At 63.3% G+C, this 14,762-nt stretch carries 16 protein-coding genes; 12 read left to right on the plus strand and 4 right to left on the minus strand.

What is annotated here, in order from left to right; all coding sequences use genetic code 11:
- The first annotated feature begins 76 nt into the window (after nt 1-76).
- Nucleotides 77-367, plus strand: coding sequence for a DUF3175 domain-containing protein (locus tag NKH95_RS28840; RefSeq protein WP_031213606.1), 291 nt, complete (start codon nt 77-79; stop codon nt 365-367).
- A gap of 17 nt (nt 368-384) precedes the next feature.
- On the opposite strand, the gene NKH95_RS28845 is transcribed toward NKH95_RS28840, so the two are convergent.
- Both NKH95_RS28845 and NKH95_RS28850 read right to left on the minus strand, forming a co-directional pair.
- On the minus strand, nt 385-1,161 hold the full coding sequence (locus tag NKH95_RS28845) for a FadR/GntR family transcriptional regulator (protein ID WP_352893993.1): 777 nt from the start codon (nt 1,159-1,161) through the stop codon (nt 385-387).
- Nucleotides 1,162-1,263: 102 nt separating this feature from the next.
- Nucleotides 1,264-2,160: an NAD-dependent epimerase/dehydratase family protein gene (locus NKH95_RS28850; RefSeq protein WP_352551681.1), complete on the minus strand. Its 897-nt coding sequence runs from the start codon at nt 2,158-2,160 to the stop codon at nt 1,264-1,266.
- Nucleotides 2,161-2,279: 119 nt separating this feature from the next.
- Here NKH95_RS28850 and NKH95_RS28855 point away from each other — a divergent pair, with 119 nt between their 5' ends.
- The gene (locus NKH95_RS28855; RefSeq protein ID WP_352611333.1) at nt 2,280-3,218 is read left to right on the plus strand and encodes an NAD(P)-dependent oxidoreductase; all 939 of its coding nucleotides are present in this window, start codon (nt 2,280-2,282) and stop codon (nt 3,216-3,218) included.
- A 24-nt stretch (nt 3,219-3,242) separates the two neighbouring features.
- On the opposite strand, the gene NKH95_RS28860 is transcribed toward NKH95_RS28855, so the two are convergent.
- Together NKH95_RS28860 and NKH95_RS28865 are read right to left on the minus strand one after the other, a co-directional pair.
- The gene (locus NKH95_RS28860; RefSeq protein ID WP_023813243.1) at nt 3,243-4,025 is read right to left on the minus strand and encodes a FadR/GntR family transcriptional regulator; all 783 of its coding nucleotides are present in this window, start codon (nt 4,023-4,025) and stop codon (nt 3,243-3,245) included.
- A gap of 198 nt (nt 4,026-4,223) precedes the next feature.
- On the minus strand, nt 4,224-5,213 hold the full coding sequence (locus NKH95_RS28865) for a sugar-binding protein (protein ID WP_023813244.1): 990 nt from the start codon (nt 5,211-5,213) through the stop codon (nt 4,224-4,226).
- Nucleotides 5,214-5,679: 466 nt separating this feature from the next.
- On the opposite strand from NKH95_RS28865, the gene NKH95_RS28870 reads away from it, so the two are divergent.
- The 10 genes from NKH95_RS28870 (at nt 5,680) to NKH95_RS28915 (ending at nt 14,483) form a co-directional block, all read left to right on the plus strand.
- Nucleotides 5,680-6,420, plus strand: coding sequence for an ATP-binding cassette domain-containing protein (locus NKH95_RS28870; protein ID WP_013530854.1), 741 nt, complete (start codon nt 5,680-5,682; stop codon nt 6,418-6,420).
- A 42-nt stretch (nt 6,421-6,462) separates the two neighbouring features.
- Nucleotides 6,463-7,461 (plus strand): ABC transporter permease, encoded by a 999-nt coding sequence (locus NKH95_RS28875; protein ID WP_027035044.1) that lies wholly within the window; start codon nt 6,463-6,465, stop codon nt 7,459-7,461.
- 66 nt (nt 7,462-7,527) lie between these two features.
- Nucleotides 7,528-8,295, plus strand: a complete 768-nt coding sequence (locus tag NKH95_RS28880; RefSeq protein WP_023813246.1) for an SDR family oxidoreductase — start codon at nt 7,528-7,530, stop codon at nt 8,293-8,295.
- Nucleotides 8,296-8,471: 176 nt separating this feature from the next.
- Nucleotides 8,472-9,299, plus strand: coding sequence for an AraC family transcriptional regulator (locus tag NKH95_RS28885; protein ID WP_127266791.1), 828 nt, complete (start codon nt 8,472-8,474; stop codon nt 9,297-9,299).
- A 112-nt stretch (nt 9,300-9,411) separates the two neighbouring features.
- Nucleotides 9,412-9,855, plus strand: coding sequence for an SRPBCC family protein (locus tag NKH95_RS28890; protein ID WP_128303426.1), 444 nt, complete (start codon nt 9,412-9,414; stop codon nt 9,853-9,855).
- Nucleotides 9,856-9,868: 13 nt separating this feature from the next.
- Entirely contained in the window at nt 9,869-10,663 is a 795-nt protein-coding gene (locus NKH95_RS28895; protein ID WP_023813249.1) for an FAD binding domain-containing protein, read from the plus strand.
- 60 nt (nt 10,664-10,723) lie between these two features.
- Complete coding sequence (locus NKH95_RS28900) at nt 10,724-11,206, plus strand: (2Fe-2S)-binding protein (protein WP_023813250.1); 483 nt, start codon at nt 10,724-10,726, stop codon at nt 11,204-11,206.
- Nucleotides 11,207-11,219: 13 nt separating this feature from the next.
- Nucleotides 11,220-12,587 (plus strand): xanthine dehydrogenase family protein molybdopterin-binding subunit, encoded by a 1,368-nt coding sequence (locus NKH95_RS28905; protein WP_352611338.1) that lies wholly within the window; start codon nt 11,220-11,222, stop codon nt 12,585-12,587.
- A gap of 1 nt (nt 12,588) precedes the next feature.
- The gene (locus NKH95_RS28910; protein WP_352893999.1) at nt 12,589-13,593 is read left to right on the plus strand and encodes a xanthine dehydrogenase family protein molybdopterin-binding subunit; all 1,005 of its coding nucleotides are present in this window, start codon (nt 12,589-12,591) and stop codon (nt 13,591-13,593) included.
- A gap of 8 nt (nt 13,594-13,601) precedes the next feature.
- Nucleotides 13,602-14,483 carry an AAA family ATPase gene (locus NKH95_RS28915; protein WP_127295448.1) on the plus strand — a complete coding sequence of 294 codons (882 nt, stop codon included), beginning with the start codon at nt 13,602-13,604 and terminating at the stop codon, nt 14,481-14,483.
- Nucleotides 14,484-14,762 lie beyond the last annotated feature (279 nt).

A 14,762-nucleotide genomic window follows, 5' to 3' on the forward strand; every position in this document is an offset into this window, starting at 1 on the left:
TGGCTCCAGAGCCAGGGCGGAACCGATGCCGATGTGCGGAGTTTCCTGGCAGCCCACCCTGCAAAGGAGTCCTGCGATGACCGCCACCAGGAAAAAATGGTCGGCCGAGGTGACCGAGCACAGCGACGCGATGGATCTTGAGGATCACGTCTTCGAATCCGACGACGCCAGGAAGATCGCCGCCTCGCTCAAGCGATCCGCCGAACACAGCCACCGGCGCAAGGCCGAGCCGTTCCAGTCGGCCATGTCGATGCTGAACTTCTACATCAACCGCGCCGGCAAGAACTTGCCTGCCGCGCGCAAAAAAGTGCTTGAGGACGCCAAGGACGAACTGCGCAGCGCCTTCGGACGGGACAAGGATGATTAGCGGCGGCCGGTCCAGCCCTACGGGGCGCGGATGACGCCGTCTGTGTTGGCGAGCAGTTTGCGCACGGCATTGCGCGCCGCGTCCGGCCGCTGCAGGCGGATGTTCTTCTCGATCGCCTCGTGCAGCTTCTGCGCGTGGTTGAGATCGTCGATCTCCCGCGTCGTATAGGCAAAGAGATGATCGAAGGCGGATTCGATGAGTACGCCGAGCGGTACCAGCAGGTCGTTGCCCGAAGCCCGCAGGATGGCAAGATGGAAGCGCGTGTCGGCGCGGGTCCGCTCCTGCAGGCTCGTCGCCTCTCCCATCTCACGGCAGGCCAGGCTGATCTCGGCCATCTGCTCGTCGGTTCTTCGCATGGCGGCAAACGCGGTCGCTTCTGGCTCGATGATGTGGCGGAATTCCTGCACCGTCTTGAGGAACACCTCGCGATCCGGCGACGTCGCGTACCAGGCCAGCACATCGCGATCGAGCAGGTTCCAGCGCTCCTTCGGCTCGACCCAACTGCCGATCTTGGGACGTGAGGCGAGCAGGCTCTTGGCCATCAGCATCTTGATCGCTTCGCGCACCGCCGAGCGGCTGACGCTGAAGGTCTCCGACCATTTCGCTTCATTGGGCAGGATGGTACCGGGCGGATAGTCGCCGCGCACGATCCTGAGGCCAATTTCGCTGGCCAGCGAGGCGTGGACGCTGGAGCCTGGAATCCGCGCGGCGTCCGCCCGGCGAACGCCGCCCGGACGGTCCCCGGAGGCCGCTTTCCCCAACGATTTTTCCTTGTTCGGCTTCGCGTCCCGCATGGGTTCCAGAAAGTCCGTATTAACCAGGCTGTCAAGCGCGGCAAGCGGCTTGCACCGCAAAGCCGCCCGCTGTGCACAGATCAGCCTCGCTTGCTTCGCGGATCAGTCCTGCTTGACGTATCTGCGCCAGCTATGCTCCGGGCGGAAACCGAGCACGTCGCGCGCCTTGCGGTTCGACAGCAGCGTCTCGTATTCACCGAGTTCGGCCTTGACCGGCACGCCGGGGTAGAACCGCTTCAAGAGTTCGGCGGTCGGTAGGTCGGACGAGGTGTCGTCATTGGCCGCGTTGAACACCTGATAGCCGAGCCCGTCCTTCTCTATGGCGCGCAACGTGATCTGGCCAAGGTCGCGCGCGTCGACATAGCTCCAGGCGATGCGCTTGCGGAAACCCGGATCGGCGAACCATTTCGGAAACAGCGAATATTCGTGCGGCTCGATGACGTTGCCGATGCGCAGGGCATAAATGTCGGTGCCGTTGCGCTGGGTGAAGGCCCGCGCCGTCTTCTCGTTGACGACCTTGGACAAAGCATAGCTGTCCATCGGGTCGACGTCATACTCCTCGTCGAGCGGGAAATATTTGGGATCGCGTGGCTCGTTGGCGAACACGAGCCCATAGGTCGTCTCGCTGGAGGCGATGATAACCTTGGGGATGCCGAGCTTCACCGCCGCCTCGATGACATTGTAGGTGCCGAGCGCATTGATGCGGAACACCTCGTTGTCGGTGGTGATCATGATGCGCGGGATGGCGGCGAAATGCACCACCGCATCGACCGCCTGCGGGCGCAGCGAAGGGTCGAATTCGTGCAGGCCCATATAGCTCGACAGTGCGTTGAACACCTGCCCGCTGTCGGTGATATCGGTGATCAGCGTGCGCACCTTGGGATTGTCGAGCGGCCTGGTGTCGATGTTGAGCACCTGGCAGCCTTGCTCGACCAGATACTGGACGACATGGCGTCCGGCCTTGCCGCTGCCGCCGGTGAACATGATCCGCTTCGTCATTTTGCTCTCCACATCCTCAGGAATTTATGTGTATTGTCAGACAATATCGCCATCCGCAACCACCCACGCCTGCAAAACGGCAGCGCCTGACATCAATCATTGCAACAGGACTTGAAGACATGAACACGACTGCCGCGAGCGAAAAGATCGGCTTCATCGGCCTTGGTCTGATGGGGCACGGGATCGCCAAGAACATCGTCGACAAGGGCTACAGCCTGACGTTCCTCGGCCGCAAGAACCGCAAGCCGGCGGAGGATCTGCTCGGTCGAGGTGCGAAGGAAGCATCAACCTCGCGCGATGTGGCGGCGGCGTCTGATATCGTCTTCATCTGCGTCACCGGTTCGCGCGAGGTCGAAGCCATCATTCGCGGCCCGGGCGGCCTCAAGGAGGGTTTGAAGAAAGGTTCGGTCGTCGTCGATTGCTCGACCTCAGACCCAGTCTCGACCATTGCGCTTGCCGCTGAGCTCAATGCACTCGGCATCGATTTTGTCGACGCACCGCTCAGCCGCACGCCGAAGGAAGCCTGGGAAGGCACGCTCGACGCCATGGTCGGCGCACCGGACGCCCTCTTTGCCAGGGTGAAACCGGTAATCGAAACCTGGGCCGGCCGCATCGTCCATATCGGCGACACCGGCGACGGCCATCGCATGAAGCTGCTCAACAATTTCATCTCGCTCGGCTACGCCGCGATCTATTCCGAGGCACTGGCACTGGCTGAGAAGGTCGGCATCTCGCCGCCGCGCTTCGACAGCGTCATTCGCAATGGCCGCATGGATTGCGGCTTCTACCAGACCTTCATGCGCTGGACGCTGGAAGGTGACCGAGACGCGCACAAATTCACCATCGCCAATGCCTTCAAGGACCTGACCTATCTGGAATCGATGGCGGGTGCGGCCGGCATTGCCAACCCGCTCGGCAACGCTACCAAGAACTCCTTCGCCGGTGCCCATGCAACCGGCCCGGCCGAGCAATTCGTACCGATGCTGGCGACGCATATCGCTGGGGTGAACGGTGTCGACCTGATGCCGATGAAGGATGGCAAGAAACAGACCATTTAACCGATTGCCCAACGCTGGCGCCGATCACCGCCGCCACCGCCCTATCCCATCGTCGGTATCTGCAAGCAGCTTGTGCACGGCGTTGCGCGCAGCGGCGGGGCGCTGCAGGCGGATGTTCTTTTCGATCGCCTCATGCAGCTTCTGCGCCTGGCGCTGATCGGCGACCTGCTGTGTCGTGAATGCGAAGAGATGGTCGAGCGCCGACTCGATCAGCACGCCGAGCGGCACCAGAAGGTCGTTGCCGGAAGCGCGCAGGATGGCCAGATGAAAGCGCGTATCGGCGCGGATACGCTCCTGCAGGCTCAAGGCCTCGCCCATGTCGCGGCAGGCCTGGCTGATTTCCGCCATTTGCTCGTCGCTGCGCCGCATGGCGGCAAAGGCCGACGCTTCCGGCTCGATGATATGACGAAACTCCTGCACGGTTCGCAGGAACGCCTCGCGGTCGGGCGCCGTCGCGTACCAGGCCAGAACGTCGCGGTCGAGCAGGTTCCAGCGCTCCTTCGGCTCGACCCAACTGCCGATCTTGGGGCGTGAGGCCAACAGGCTTTTCGCCATCAGCATCTTGATGGCTTCGCGCACCGCCGAACGGCTGACATTGAAGATCTCGGCCCATTTGGACTCGTTGGGCAGGATGGTGCCGGGCGGATAGTCGCCACGCACGATCCGCAGGCCAATCTCGCCGGCCAACGAGACATGGACGCTCGCCCCCGCAAAATGCGCGGCACCAGCCTTCCGCATGACAGCCGGACCGTGGCTCGCTTGTGCCTTGGTTAGGTCGGTTCGCTTGCTTGACTTCTCGTCCGGCATCCACGTTCCAATGCGTCGACCGTCTGTCGTCCGGACTGGTCCGAACCGTACGGGCGCCGATCTCGTTGCCGAAAAATCCAGATCACGGGCGCGGCAAAGCCGGAGCCGATTGCCCCAACTATTGCGTCCGTTCGGGAATTACCGCTTCCGTTCAGGAATGACGGGGCGCCCGCAACCGGGCGCCCCGAAATCGAGAACCTACTTCTGGATGCAGGTGTCGACCGTATCCTTGGTGCACTCGTCGAGGCCGGTGAACACCGGATCGGCGACCGCCTTGCCTTCGATCAGGTCGATCATCACCGACGGTGCCTTGTAGCCCATTTCGAACGGCCGCTGGCCGACCAGAGCCGTTACAAGGCCGTCACGAGCGATCGCCACTTCGTCGCCGATCGTGTCGGCGGCGCCGATGACGAAGTCGTTGCTGGCGATCCGGTCCTTGAGCGGCCCGAACAGATCGCGGTAGGGCTGCGGCGCGCCGAACAGCGGCCAGCCGCCCATGATGCCGAAGGCGTCCAGCTTGGGGTTGGCGGCGAGGATGTCGGTCATCGCCTGCACGCCCTTGGCGCCATCGTCATTGGTGAACACCGGGCAGCCGGGAACTTCGGTCCAACCACCTTCACCCGCAAGTGCGGCAAGGCCTTCCTTGCCCGACAGTGCGTCACGCATGCCTTGCGCACGGCGCAGGATGTTGTCGGCTGCCGGGTTGCCTTCGATGGTGCAGATCGTGCCACCATTCGGCTTGCCCTTCTTGATGTACTCGCCGATCTTCTTGCCCATCAGGTAATTGTCGGTACCGAGATAGGTCTTGCGAAGACCTGCGTCTTCCTTGCTGAGATCGGCATCGACCGTCATGATCGGGATCGTCGGATTGGCGCTCTTGATCGTCTGCGCGATCAGCGGCGCGTTGGACGGCGAGATCGCCATCGCGACCGTGTCGGCCTTGCTCAGCATGTCCTGGACGATCTGCGCCTCGCCGGCCTCGTCCGAAGTCGACGCCGGACCGGTGTAGAAGCATTCATACTCCGAGCTGGCGTTTTCCTTGTTCCATTTCTCGCAGCCCTGGTGGATGGCCTCGAAGAACGGATTGTCGAGACCTTTCACGACAATGACGAGCTGTTTCTTGGCCAAAGCCGGCCCGGCACCCAACGCCATTGCGGCGACGGCGGCGAGCAAAAGTGTTTTCCTCATGTCAGTCCTCCCTTGAAACAAACGGACACGGCGTGCCCGCCATACAGATCGACCGGATGCGTGATGACCGAGGGTCGTTTCGCGAGCGCTCGTGTCGCCAGGACAGATCGATAAGCATTTCCAGATTCGGCTTCAGATCAACTCACACACAGGTGCCGCTGGATCCTGGACCGTCAAACCTCCGCCGATTCCGGCCGGCGAACCGCCAGCGGGGATCGGCATAATCTCCTCCGACGCTTAGCTAATATCGGCTTGGCGCCAACGTCAATGCTATTTGTCCTACAAAACGGATTTTTAAAATAGTCCTGGCCCAATTCGTCCGACAATTGATTGACGTGCGCCGGCTTTTGCGTAAAAGAACGCTAACGCCGTCTTCGGGAGGAGCCGGGGAGAGCGAGGCCAAAGCAGCGTCGGCATCCACGCCGGGAACAGCAGCAGGTCGCAAATCACGGGGAGGCAAAGGCTGGTGGCGGTTCTCGAACTCACCAACATCTCAAGGCATTTCGGCGCCATCCAGGCCGTCAACGACGTTTCGCTGTCGATCGAGCCCGGACAGGTGGTCGGCCTCATGGGCGACAACGGCGCCGGCAAGTCGACGCTGGTCAAGATGATCGCCGGCAATTTCCGCCCGAGCCATGGCACCATGCACATGGACGGCAAGGAATTGATCCTCCACAAGCCGGCGGAAGCCCGCCAGCACGGCATCGAGATCGTCCACCAGGACCTTGCGCTCTGCAACAATCTGACCGCCGCCGCCAATGTCTATCTCGGCCGCGAGCTGCGGCGCGGCGTCGGACCGTTTCGCATCCTCGACTATGCCTCGATGTACAAGCGGGCCGGCCAGCTCTTCGCCGAATTGAAGTCCGAAACCCGTCCGCGCGACCTCGTCAAGCAGATGTCGGGCGGCCAGCGCCAGGCGGTGGCGATCGCCCGAACCATGCTGTCGCAGGCCAAGATCGTGCTGATGGACGAACCGACGGCCGCGATCTCGGTGCGCCAGGTCGCCGAAGTGCTGAACCTGATCCGCCATTTGCGCGATCAAGGCATCGCCGTCGTGCTGATCAGCCACCGAATGCCCGACGTCTTCACTGTCGCCGACCGCGTCATCGTCATGCGGCGCGGCCGCAAGGTCGCCGACAAGACGATTGCATCGAGCTCGCCCGAGGAAGTCACCGGGCTGATCACCGGCGCCATCGAACAGGTTTGATTTCAAGCGAATTCCACCACGCACAGCAGATGAAGGTCGACGATGGCACTGACAATTGACCAGCCGATCGAGCATAAGCAGCAATCCTTGGCCGCAAGACTGTTTGCCAGCCAGACTTTCTGGGTGGTGATCGCGGTCATCCTCGCCTGCGTGTTCCTGTCGTTTGCCACCGATGCCTTCGCCACGTCGAAGAACCTCTACAACATCACCCGCAACATCACCTTCGTCGCCATTATCGCGCTCGGCATGACCTTCGTCATCATCACCGGCGGCATCGACCTCTCGGTCGGCTCGGTGCTGTGCCTGTCGTCGATGATTTTGGCCGTCACGATGCATGCCGGCTACTCGATCGAGGTCGGCATCCTGGCCTCGATCGCCACCGCGCTCGCCATTGGCGCCTTCAACGGCGTGCTGATCGCCTATCTCGGCTTTCCACCCTTTGTGGTGACGCTCGGCATGCTGTCGATCGCCCGCAGCCTAGCCATGGTCGCCTCCAACAACACGGTCGTCTTCCAGTTCGGGCCGGACCACGCCAAGCTTCTGTCATTGGGCGGCGGCGCCTGGGTGTTCGGCATCGCCAATCCGGTGCTTTACATGATCCTTCTGGCGCTGATCACCGGCTTTATCTTGCGCTGGACGAAGTTCGGCCGCCACATCTTTGCCATTGGCGGCAACGAGCACGCGGCAACGCTGACCGGCGTTCCGGTGCGCCAGATCAAGGTTGCCGTCTACATGATCTCGGCGCTGTCGGCCGGCATTGCCGGCATCATCCAGACCGGCTGGCTGGGTGCCGTCACCACCAATCTCGGCACCGGCATGGAGCTGCAGGTGATCGCCGCAACCGTCATCGGCGGCGCCAATCTGGCTGGCGGCGTCGGCACCGCCTTTGGCGCCATCGTCGGTGCGGCCCTGATCGAGGTGATCCGCAACAGTCTCGGTCTGCTCGGCATCAATGCCTTCTGGCAAGGTGTGTTCATCGGCGGCGCCATCCTGCTGGCGGTGCTGTTCGACCGCATCCGCAATTTCCGCCGCAGCGACTAGAACCATGATCCCGAAAAGTGGAAACCGGTTTTCGGGCAAGATCATGGTCAAACAAAAGACGGTTTGATGGCCAACTCCCTGTTCAGCCTCGAGGGGCGGGTGGCGCTGGTGACTGGCTCCGGTCAAGGCATCGGCTTTGCGCTGGCTCGGGGCCTCGCCGGACACGGTGCAAGCATAGTGCTGAACGGCCGCGACACCGCCAGGATCGACAGCGCCGTCGAAAAGCTGCGCGATGTCGGCTTCAAGGCGCACGCCTCGGTATTCGACGTCACCGATTTTCAGGCGGTCAACGCGGACATTGCCCGCATCGAGGCCGAGATCGGCGCCATCGACATCCTCATCAACAATGCCGGCGTGCAGTTCCGCGCTCCGCTCGAGGACTTTCCCGAGGAGCAGTGGGAGCGCCTGTTCAAGACCAATGTGTCGGGCGCCTTCCATGTCGGCAAGGCGGTCGCCCGCCACATGATCCCGCGCGGCAAGGGCAAGATCATCAACATCGGCTCGGTGCAGAGCGAGCTGGCAAGGCCGAACATCGCACCATACACCGCGACCAAAGGCGCGATCCGCAACCTGACAAGGGGTATGTGCGCCGACTGGGCGAGATACGGCCTGCAGATCAATGCGATCGCACCCGGCTATTTCCGCACCGAGATGAACCAGGCGCTGGTCGACAATCCGGAATTTTCCGCCTGGCTGGAAAAGCGCACGCCCGCCGGGCGCTGGGGCAATGTCGACGAGTTGATCGGCGCTGCGGTATTCCTCGCCTCCGACGCCTCCTCCTTCGTCAATGGCCATACGCTGTATGTCGATGGCGGCATGACGGCATCGGTTTGAGGGGGCGTTCTTCCCTTGTGGGAGAAGAGGAAACCTATCGCTCAGTCTGAAAATCCGGCCGCATCGGCCGTCATTGGCCCTCGCCGCCCCCGCGCGTCTTGACGCGGCCCCTAACTCCGCCGCACAATCCCTGTTGCAGGCGAAGGGAGGCCAGTCGTCTGCGGGAGGATATACCCATGACGGAAGCGATCAGGCTCTACTGGGGCCGGTTCGGACATGTTTCTATCCTGAATGTCGCAAGCGACTTCGTCACTCATGCCCATGTCGAGGCCCATCTGATCATCTGGCTGGAAGGTACGGCCGGCGAAATGACCATCGGCCGCGAGACCGTCCGGCTTGGACCTGGAACGGCCGCCGGCATCAACTCCTTCCAGCCGCACAGCCATGTTCTGTCGCAAAACGGGACGCCCGGTCTGTTTCTCGCCTTCTACATCGATCCCGACTGGGCGCGGCGCCGCCGCGACCTGCCTTCGTCTGCGCCGCTGTTCTCACAAGCCGCGATCACGCTGGAACCGTGGCTGCATCAGGCCGCCGCCAATCTGCTCGACCACCTCAGCGACAATGAGAGCGTCGACGATATCGCCAACTACGAGATCGAGCGTTTCATCGATAGCGTGCTCGACGCCGCCGACGCCTCGGCGCCGCAGGAGGCCCGTGTCCGCATCAACACCATGCAGGATTTCCGTGTCCGCAAGGCAATCCAGCTGATGAAGGCCAATGTCTGCGAGCGCATCTGCTTCGACGACGTGGCGCGCAGCGTCGGCCTGTCGCGGCCGCATTTCTTCGCTTTGTTCAAGGAACAGACCAATCTGACGCCCAATGTCTACTGGAACACGCTGCGCATGGAGGAAGCGGTGCGGCAGCTGCAATGGTCGCGGGAGCCGCTGATCTCGGTCGCCTGCAATCTCGGCTTCACCACGCAGGGCAATTTCTCACGCTTTTTCCGCGACCATGTCGGCGTGCCGCCGACGCTCTACCGCGAGGCCGCGCGGGCGATTGCCTGAACCAACCTCCCTTTTTCAGACTCCTTGATAGGCGCTCAAGACGCATTGATAAGCGCCGCTGAAATGGCCGCCCTACCCTTGCATCGGATCGCTTTTGCAAGGGAACATTTGAATGGCCAAAGTCACCATATCCAGCGTCATCGACGCACCGGTCGAAAAGGTCTGGGCGCGCATACGCGACTTCAACGGACTGCCGGACTGGCATCCGCGCATGGTGGAAAGCCACATTGAAGACGGCCAGGACGCCACCACGATTGGCTGCGTGCGCAATTTCCAGCTCGCCAGCGGCGCCCGCCTGCGCGAAAAGCTGCTCGACTTTTCCGATCAGAATTTCCTGGTCAGCTACTCCATCTTGGAGACGCCGCAGCCGCTGACCAATCACAAGGCGACGCTTCAATTGCGGCGCGTGACCGATGGCGACCGCACCTACGCCGAATGGACCGCCAGCTTCGACGCCGCGCCCGAGGAGGCAGACAAGCTGGCCGACGGCATGGGCGCCAATGTCTTTCAGGGCGGCTTCAACGCCCTGAAAAGCCATTTCGCCGGCCAGAGCTGACAGGAGCCAAACCATGGCGCTGGCACTGCAGACCTTTGCAACGGTGAAAGACGCGAACGCGGCACTGAAAGCCCAGGGCACACGCTATCTCGGCGGCGGCACGCTGGTCGTCCGCGCGGCCAATGAGGGCGATGTCTCGGTTTCCGGCCTTATCAGGTCGACCGAGCCGTCTTTGTCCACCATCGCCGTTGCCGGTGGAAAAGCCCGTGTCGGCGCTTCGGTGACGATGGCGGCGATCGCCGGCCATCCGGAGCTCGGCACGCTCGCCAAGGCCGCCCGCGCCGTCGGTGGCCCGGCCATCCGCAACATGGCGACCGTCGGCGGCAATCTTTTTGCCCCGGCCCCCTATGGCGATTTCGCTGTTGCCCTGCTGGCACTCGATGCCACGGTCGGCACCGATGGCGGCGAAACGCCGATCGAGACTTTTCTGGCCAATCGGGACGGCAGCCGTGCCGTCGTCACTTCCGTGAGCTTCACGCTTCCGAAGGCCGACAGTTTCCGCTTCCTGAAAGTGTCGAGGGTCAAGCCCAAGGGCGTCTCGGTGCTCAGCATAGCCGGTGCTCTGGAACTGTCGTCGGATGGCACCGTGACCTCGGCGCGGATCGCGCTCGGCTGCATGGCGGATCGGCCAATGCGCGCCAGGGCGGCGGAAAAAGCGCTGATCGGCCGAAAGCTGACCGCTGACGGCATCGCGCCGGCCTTGGCCGCGGCCGGTGATGGCACCTCGCCCATCACCGACCCGATCGCCAGCGCCTGGTATCGCGCCGAAGTCTTGCCGGTTCATCTCGGCCGGTTGCTGCTCGCATAATATTTCGTTCGGGGGCGCGCGTCTGTCCGCCGGTTCGGGCAGGCGCGCTGGGAGGAAAACATGGCAAAGGTTCCGGTTCAATTCACGCTCAACGGCTCGGAAAAGGCCGAATTCATCGACAGCGGCACGACGCTGCTTCAGGCCCTGCGCGACAAGATCGGCGACACCTCACCGAAAGGCGGCTGCCATCAAGGCACCTGCGGCGCCTGTTCGGTCATCATCGACGGCGAACTCAGGCTCTCCTGCCTGACGCTTGCCGAGACCTGCGATGGCGCCGTCATCAGCACGACTTCAGGGCTTTCGGAAAGCGGCGTGCTGCACCCGCTGCAGCGCGCCTTCCTCGACACGTTCGCCACGCAATGCGGCTTCTGCACCCCGGGCATGATCATGGCGGCCAAGGTGTTGCTCGACCATACGCCCAACCCCAGCCGCGACGAGGTGGTCGAGGCGCTGTCGGGCAACATCTGCCGCTGCACCGGCTACGAGCCGATCATCCAGGCGGTGCTGACCGCCGCCCGCGCCAATTCGCAGAACGCGGCCTGAGGGGTCCAAAGCAATGGAACTGCGCAAGAACTACTTCGCTGATATCCGCAAGGACGATCTGAACGAGATCGGCCAGCCCCGGCCGCGCTCGGATTCACCCGGCCATGTCACCGGCAAGACCGCCTTTTTCGCCGACCGCAATTTCCCTGGCATACTGCACCTGAAGATGGTGCGCAGCCCGCATCACCATGCCCGCATCCGCTCGATCGACACCTCGGAAGCGGAAAAGCATCCGGGCGTGGTGAAGATTCTGACCGCCAAGGACGTGCCGCACAATGTCTACACCATCCTGATCCTGATCCAGGTCGGGCCGGAGGACGAGACGGTGCTTGCCGACGGCAAGGTGCGCTGGAAGGGCGAGGCCGTGGTGGCCGTGCTGGCCGAAACCGAGCGTGCCGCGCAAGAGGCCGCAGCCAAGGTCAAGGTCGACTATGAGGTGCTGCCGGCCGTCTTCGACATGGAAGAGGCGCTGAAGCCCGGCGCACCCCTGGTCAACGAATATCACGGCCAGAATTATTACCTCTATGACAGCGGCGAGTGCCGCAAGGTGCGCTTCGGCGATGTCGAGGCGGGCTTCGCCGGCGCCGACCACATCCTGGAGGAGAGCTACCAGTCCTCGCCGATCGAGCACGCGCCGACCGAGACCACCGGCTGCGTGGTGGCACCCGAGGGCAATGACCGCTTCACCTGCTACACCAACACGCAGGCGATGTTCTTCACGCTCGACAACACCTCGATCATCCTGCAGATGCCGGGCAGCAAACTGCATTTCGTCGGCGGCACCGTCGGCGGCGGTTTTGGCGGCAAGGTCGACGTCATCGTCGAGCCGATCGCCATCCTCGGCGCAAAATTAACAGGACGACCAGTCTGTTTTATCTACAGCCGCGAGGAGGAGATGCAGATCTCGTCGCCACGCGCCGCTGAAAAGGTCGTCATCAAGGACGGCGTCATGAAAGATGGCCGCATCGTCGCGCGCAAGGTCACCGGCTACACGGATGCCGGCGCCTATTCGCGCCACTCGCCCTATGGCGCGCAGAAGGGTGCGGGGCACTATCCCGGCCCCTACACCATCCCGAACGTCTGGATCGACACCTACTGCGTCTACACCAACCGCACGCCCTCCTCCGCCATGCGCGGCTTCGGCGTCACCATCGGCGACTTCGCGCTGGAGGTGCAGATGGACAAACTGGCGCGGCTGATCGGCATGGATCCGCTCGAATTCCGCTTCATCAACGCCTATCGCGACGGCGACATGAAGGCGCATCGCCAGCCGACCGAGGGCGCGGCGCTGATCGAATGCATGCAGGAAGCCTCGCGCGCAGCCAACTGGCCGGTGGCGGAGAAATACATGGCCATGTCGTCTTACGTGAAGGGAGCTTGAGATGGCGATCAGGCGTGGACGCGGCGTTGCCGCGATCAACTATCCCACCGGCATGAACCTCGGCGGCGACCCGACGCAGGCGCTGGTGCATTCGACGCCGACCGGCAATTTCATGGTGACGCTTTCCAGCGTCGATCTCGGTCAGGGCATGAAGCAGATCATGGCGCAGATCTGCGCCGAGACGATCGGCGTGCCGACCGACCGTGTCGTCGTCGACACCGCCGACACCGACACCGGCCCGCACTGCATGGGCACATTCGCCTCGCGCGGCACCCACCGCGCCGGCAACGCCGTCATCCAGGCGGCAAGGGAAGCGCGCCAGGTGATGCTGGAAGTGGCCGCCGAGGAGTTGGAGGTCAACGCCTCCGACCTCGAGACCGATGGACAGGGCAACATCCTGGTCAAAGGCGCACCGCAAAAGTCGATCTCGATCTTCGATGTCGCGCTGTCGGCGCATTTCAAGCGTGGCCGCTCGATCTCCGGCCGCGGCATGTTCCTGATCCCGCGCTCCTATCCCGAGAAGGAAACCGGCGCGATGAAGCCGTCGACCTGTTATGCCCATGCCTGCACGGTGGCCGAGGTCGAGGTCGACGACGAGACCGGCGAGGTTACCGTGGTGACGGTGAAGAACGTCTTCGAGATCGGCCGCGCGCTGAACCCAAAGATGGTCGAACAGCAGCTGGTTGGCGGCTCCTGGATGGGCATCAGCCATGCGCTCTATGAGACAACCGAGCCCTATTATCCCAACCGCGACCATGGCGGCACCGACTTCAACCAGTATCTGATGCCCGGCCCCGGCGATCTCGCCGAGACCGAGATCATCGTTCTGGAGCGGCCTTCGGCGGACGGACCATACGGCGCCAAGGGGCCGGGCGAAATGTGCGCCAACCCGCAGATCCCGGCCGTCGCCAATGCCGTCTTCGACGCCGTCGGCGTGCGCATCGACACTCTGCCGATCACGCCGGAGCGCATCCTGCGCGCGCTGAAGGCGCAAACGGCGAATTGAGGGCTGGAATGACAGGGACAAGCGCCGAGACTGTCGCGACCTCGCCGGAGGCGGTGGCGCAGCACCTGGCCGCCTCGCGCTACCTTGCCGACGAGAGCCTTTCGACCGCGATCTTCCTGGCAATCCGGCTGGGCAAGCCGCTGCTGCTCGAAGGCGCGCCGGGCGTAGGCAAGACGGAGGCGGCGAAGGCGATCGCCGCGCTGCTCGGCCGTGATCTGGTGCGGCTGCAATGCTATGAAGGCATCGATGCCGCGCATGCGCTCTACGAATGGAACTACCAGCGCCAACTGCTCGCCATCCGCCATGCCGGCGAGCATGAGATCGACATCTACGACGACCGTTTCCTGATCGCCCGGCCGCTGCTGCAGGTGCTGAAGGCGCCCGAGCAGCGCGTGCTGCTGGTCGACGAGATCGACCGCTCGGACCACGAATTCGAAGCGCTGCTTTTGGAATTCCTCTCCGACTTCCAGATCAGCATTCCCGAGCGCGGCACCATCCGCGCCACGGCACAGCCGATCGTCATCCTGACCTCGAACCGCACCCGGGAACTGGCCGAAGCACTGCGCCGCCGCTGCGTATACCACTGGATCGGCTATCCCGACGCCGAGCGCGAGGCCGCCATCATCATGCTGCGCGCCGGCGATGTAGCGCAAGCCACCGCACGCGCGGTGGCGGCGGCCGTGCAGACCATTCGCGCCCGCCCGCTCGCCAAGCCGCCCGGCATTGCCGAGGCGGTCGAATGGGCCAACGCCGCGACCATCCTGGAAAAAGGCGGCAGCCCGTGGCCGGAAGCCTTCCGCCGCGCCATCGGCGTGCTGATCAAGGACGAGGAGGATCTCTCCTACATCGAGCCCGAGCTTGGCCGGATTGTCGAGGAGGCGCTGGCGTGAGCCGAGACCTCAACGGCACGTTCTCCCCGTTCATTCCGCAACGCTGGCGGGACAGCACCCCCCTCTGTCCTGCCGGACATCTCCCCCTCAAGGGGGGAGATTGGCTGTCATTCCGGCTTTCGACAATCTCCAGCGTCGCAGAACGGAGCGAAGCATCGAAGCTGCTGATCTCCCCCCTTGCGGGGGAGATGTCCGGCAGGACAGAGGGGGGCGCCACGCAATGATGCGGGAAACAAGCTTACCCCGCGCGGCAGCGCCCTTGCTCAGCTTCGCCCGGTT

The organism is Mesorhizobium sp. M0848, assembly GCF_040319805.1.
GTDB lineage: Bacteria > Pseudomonadota > Alphaproteobacteria > Rhizobiales > Rhizobiaceae > Mesorhizobium.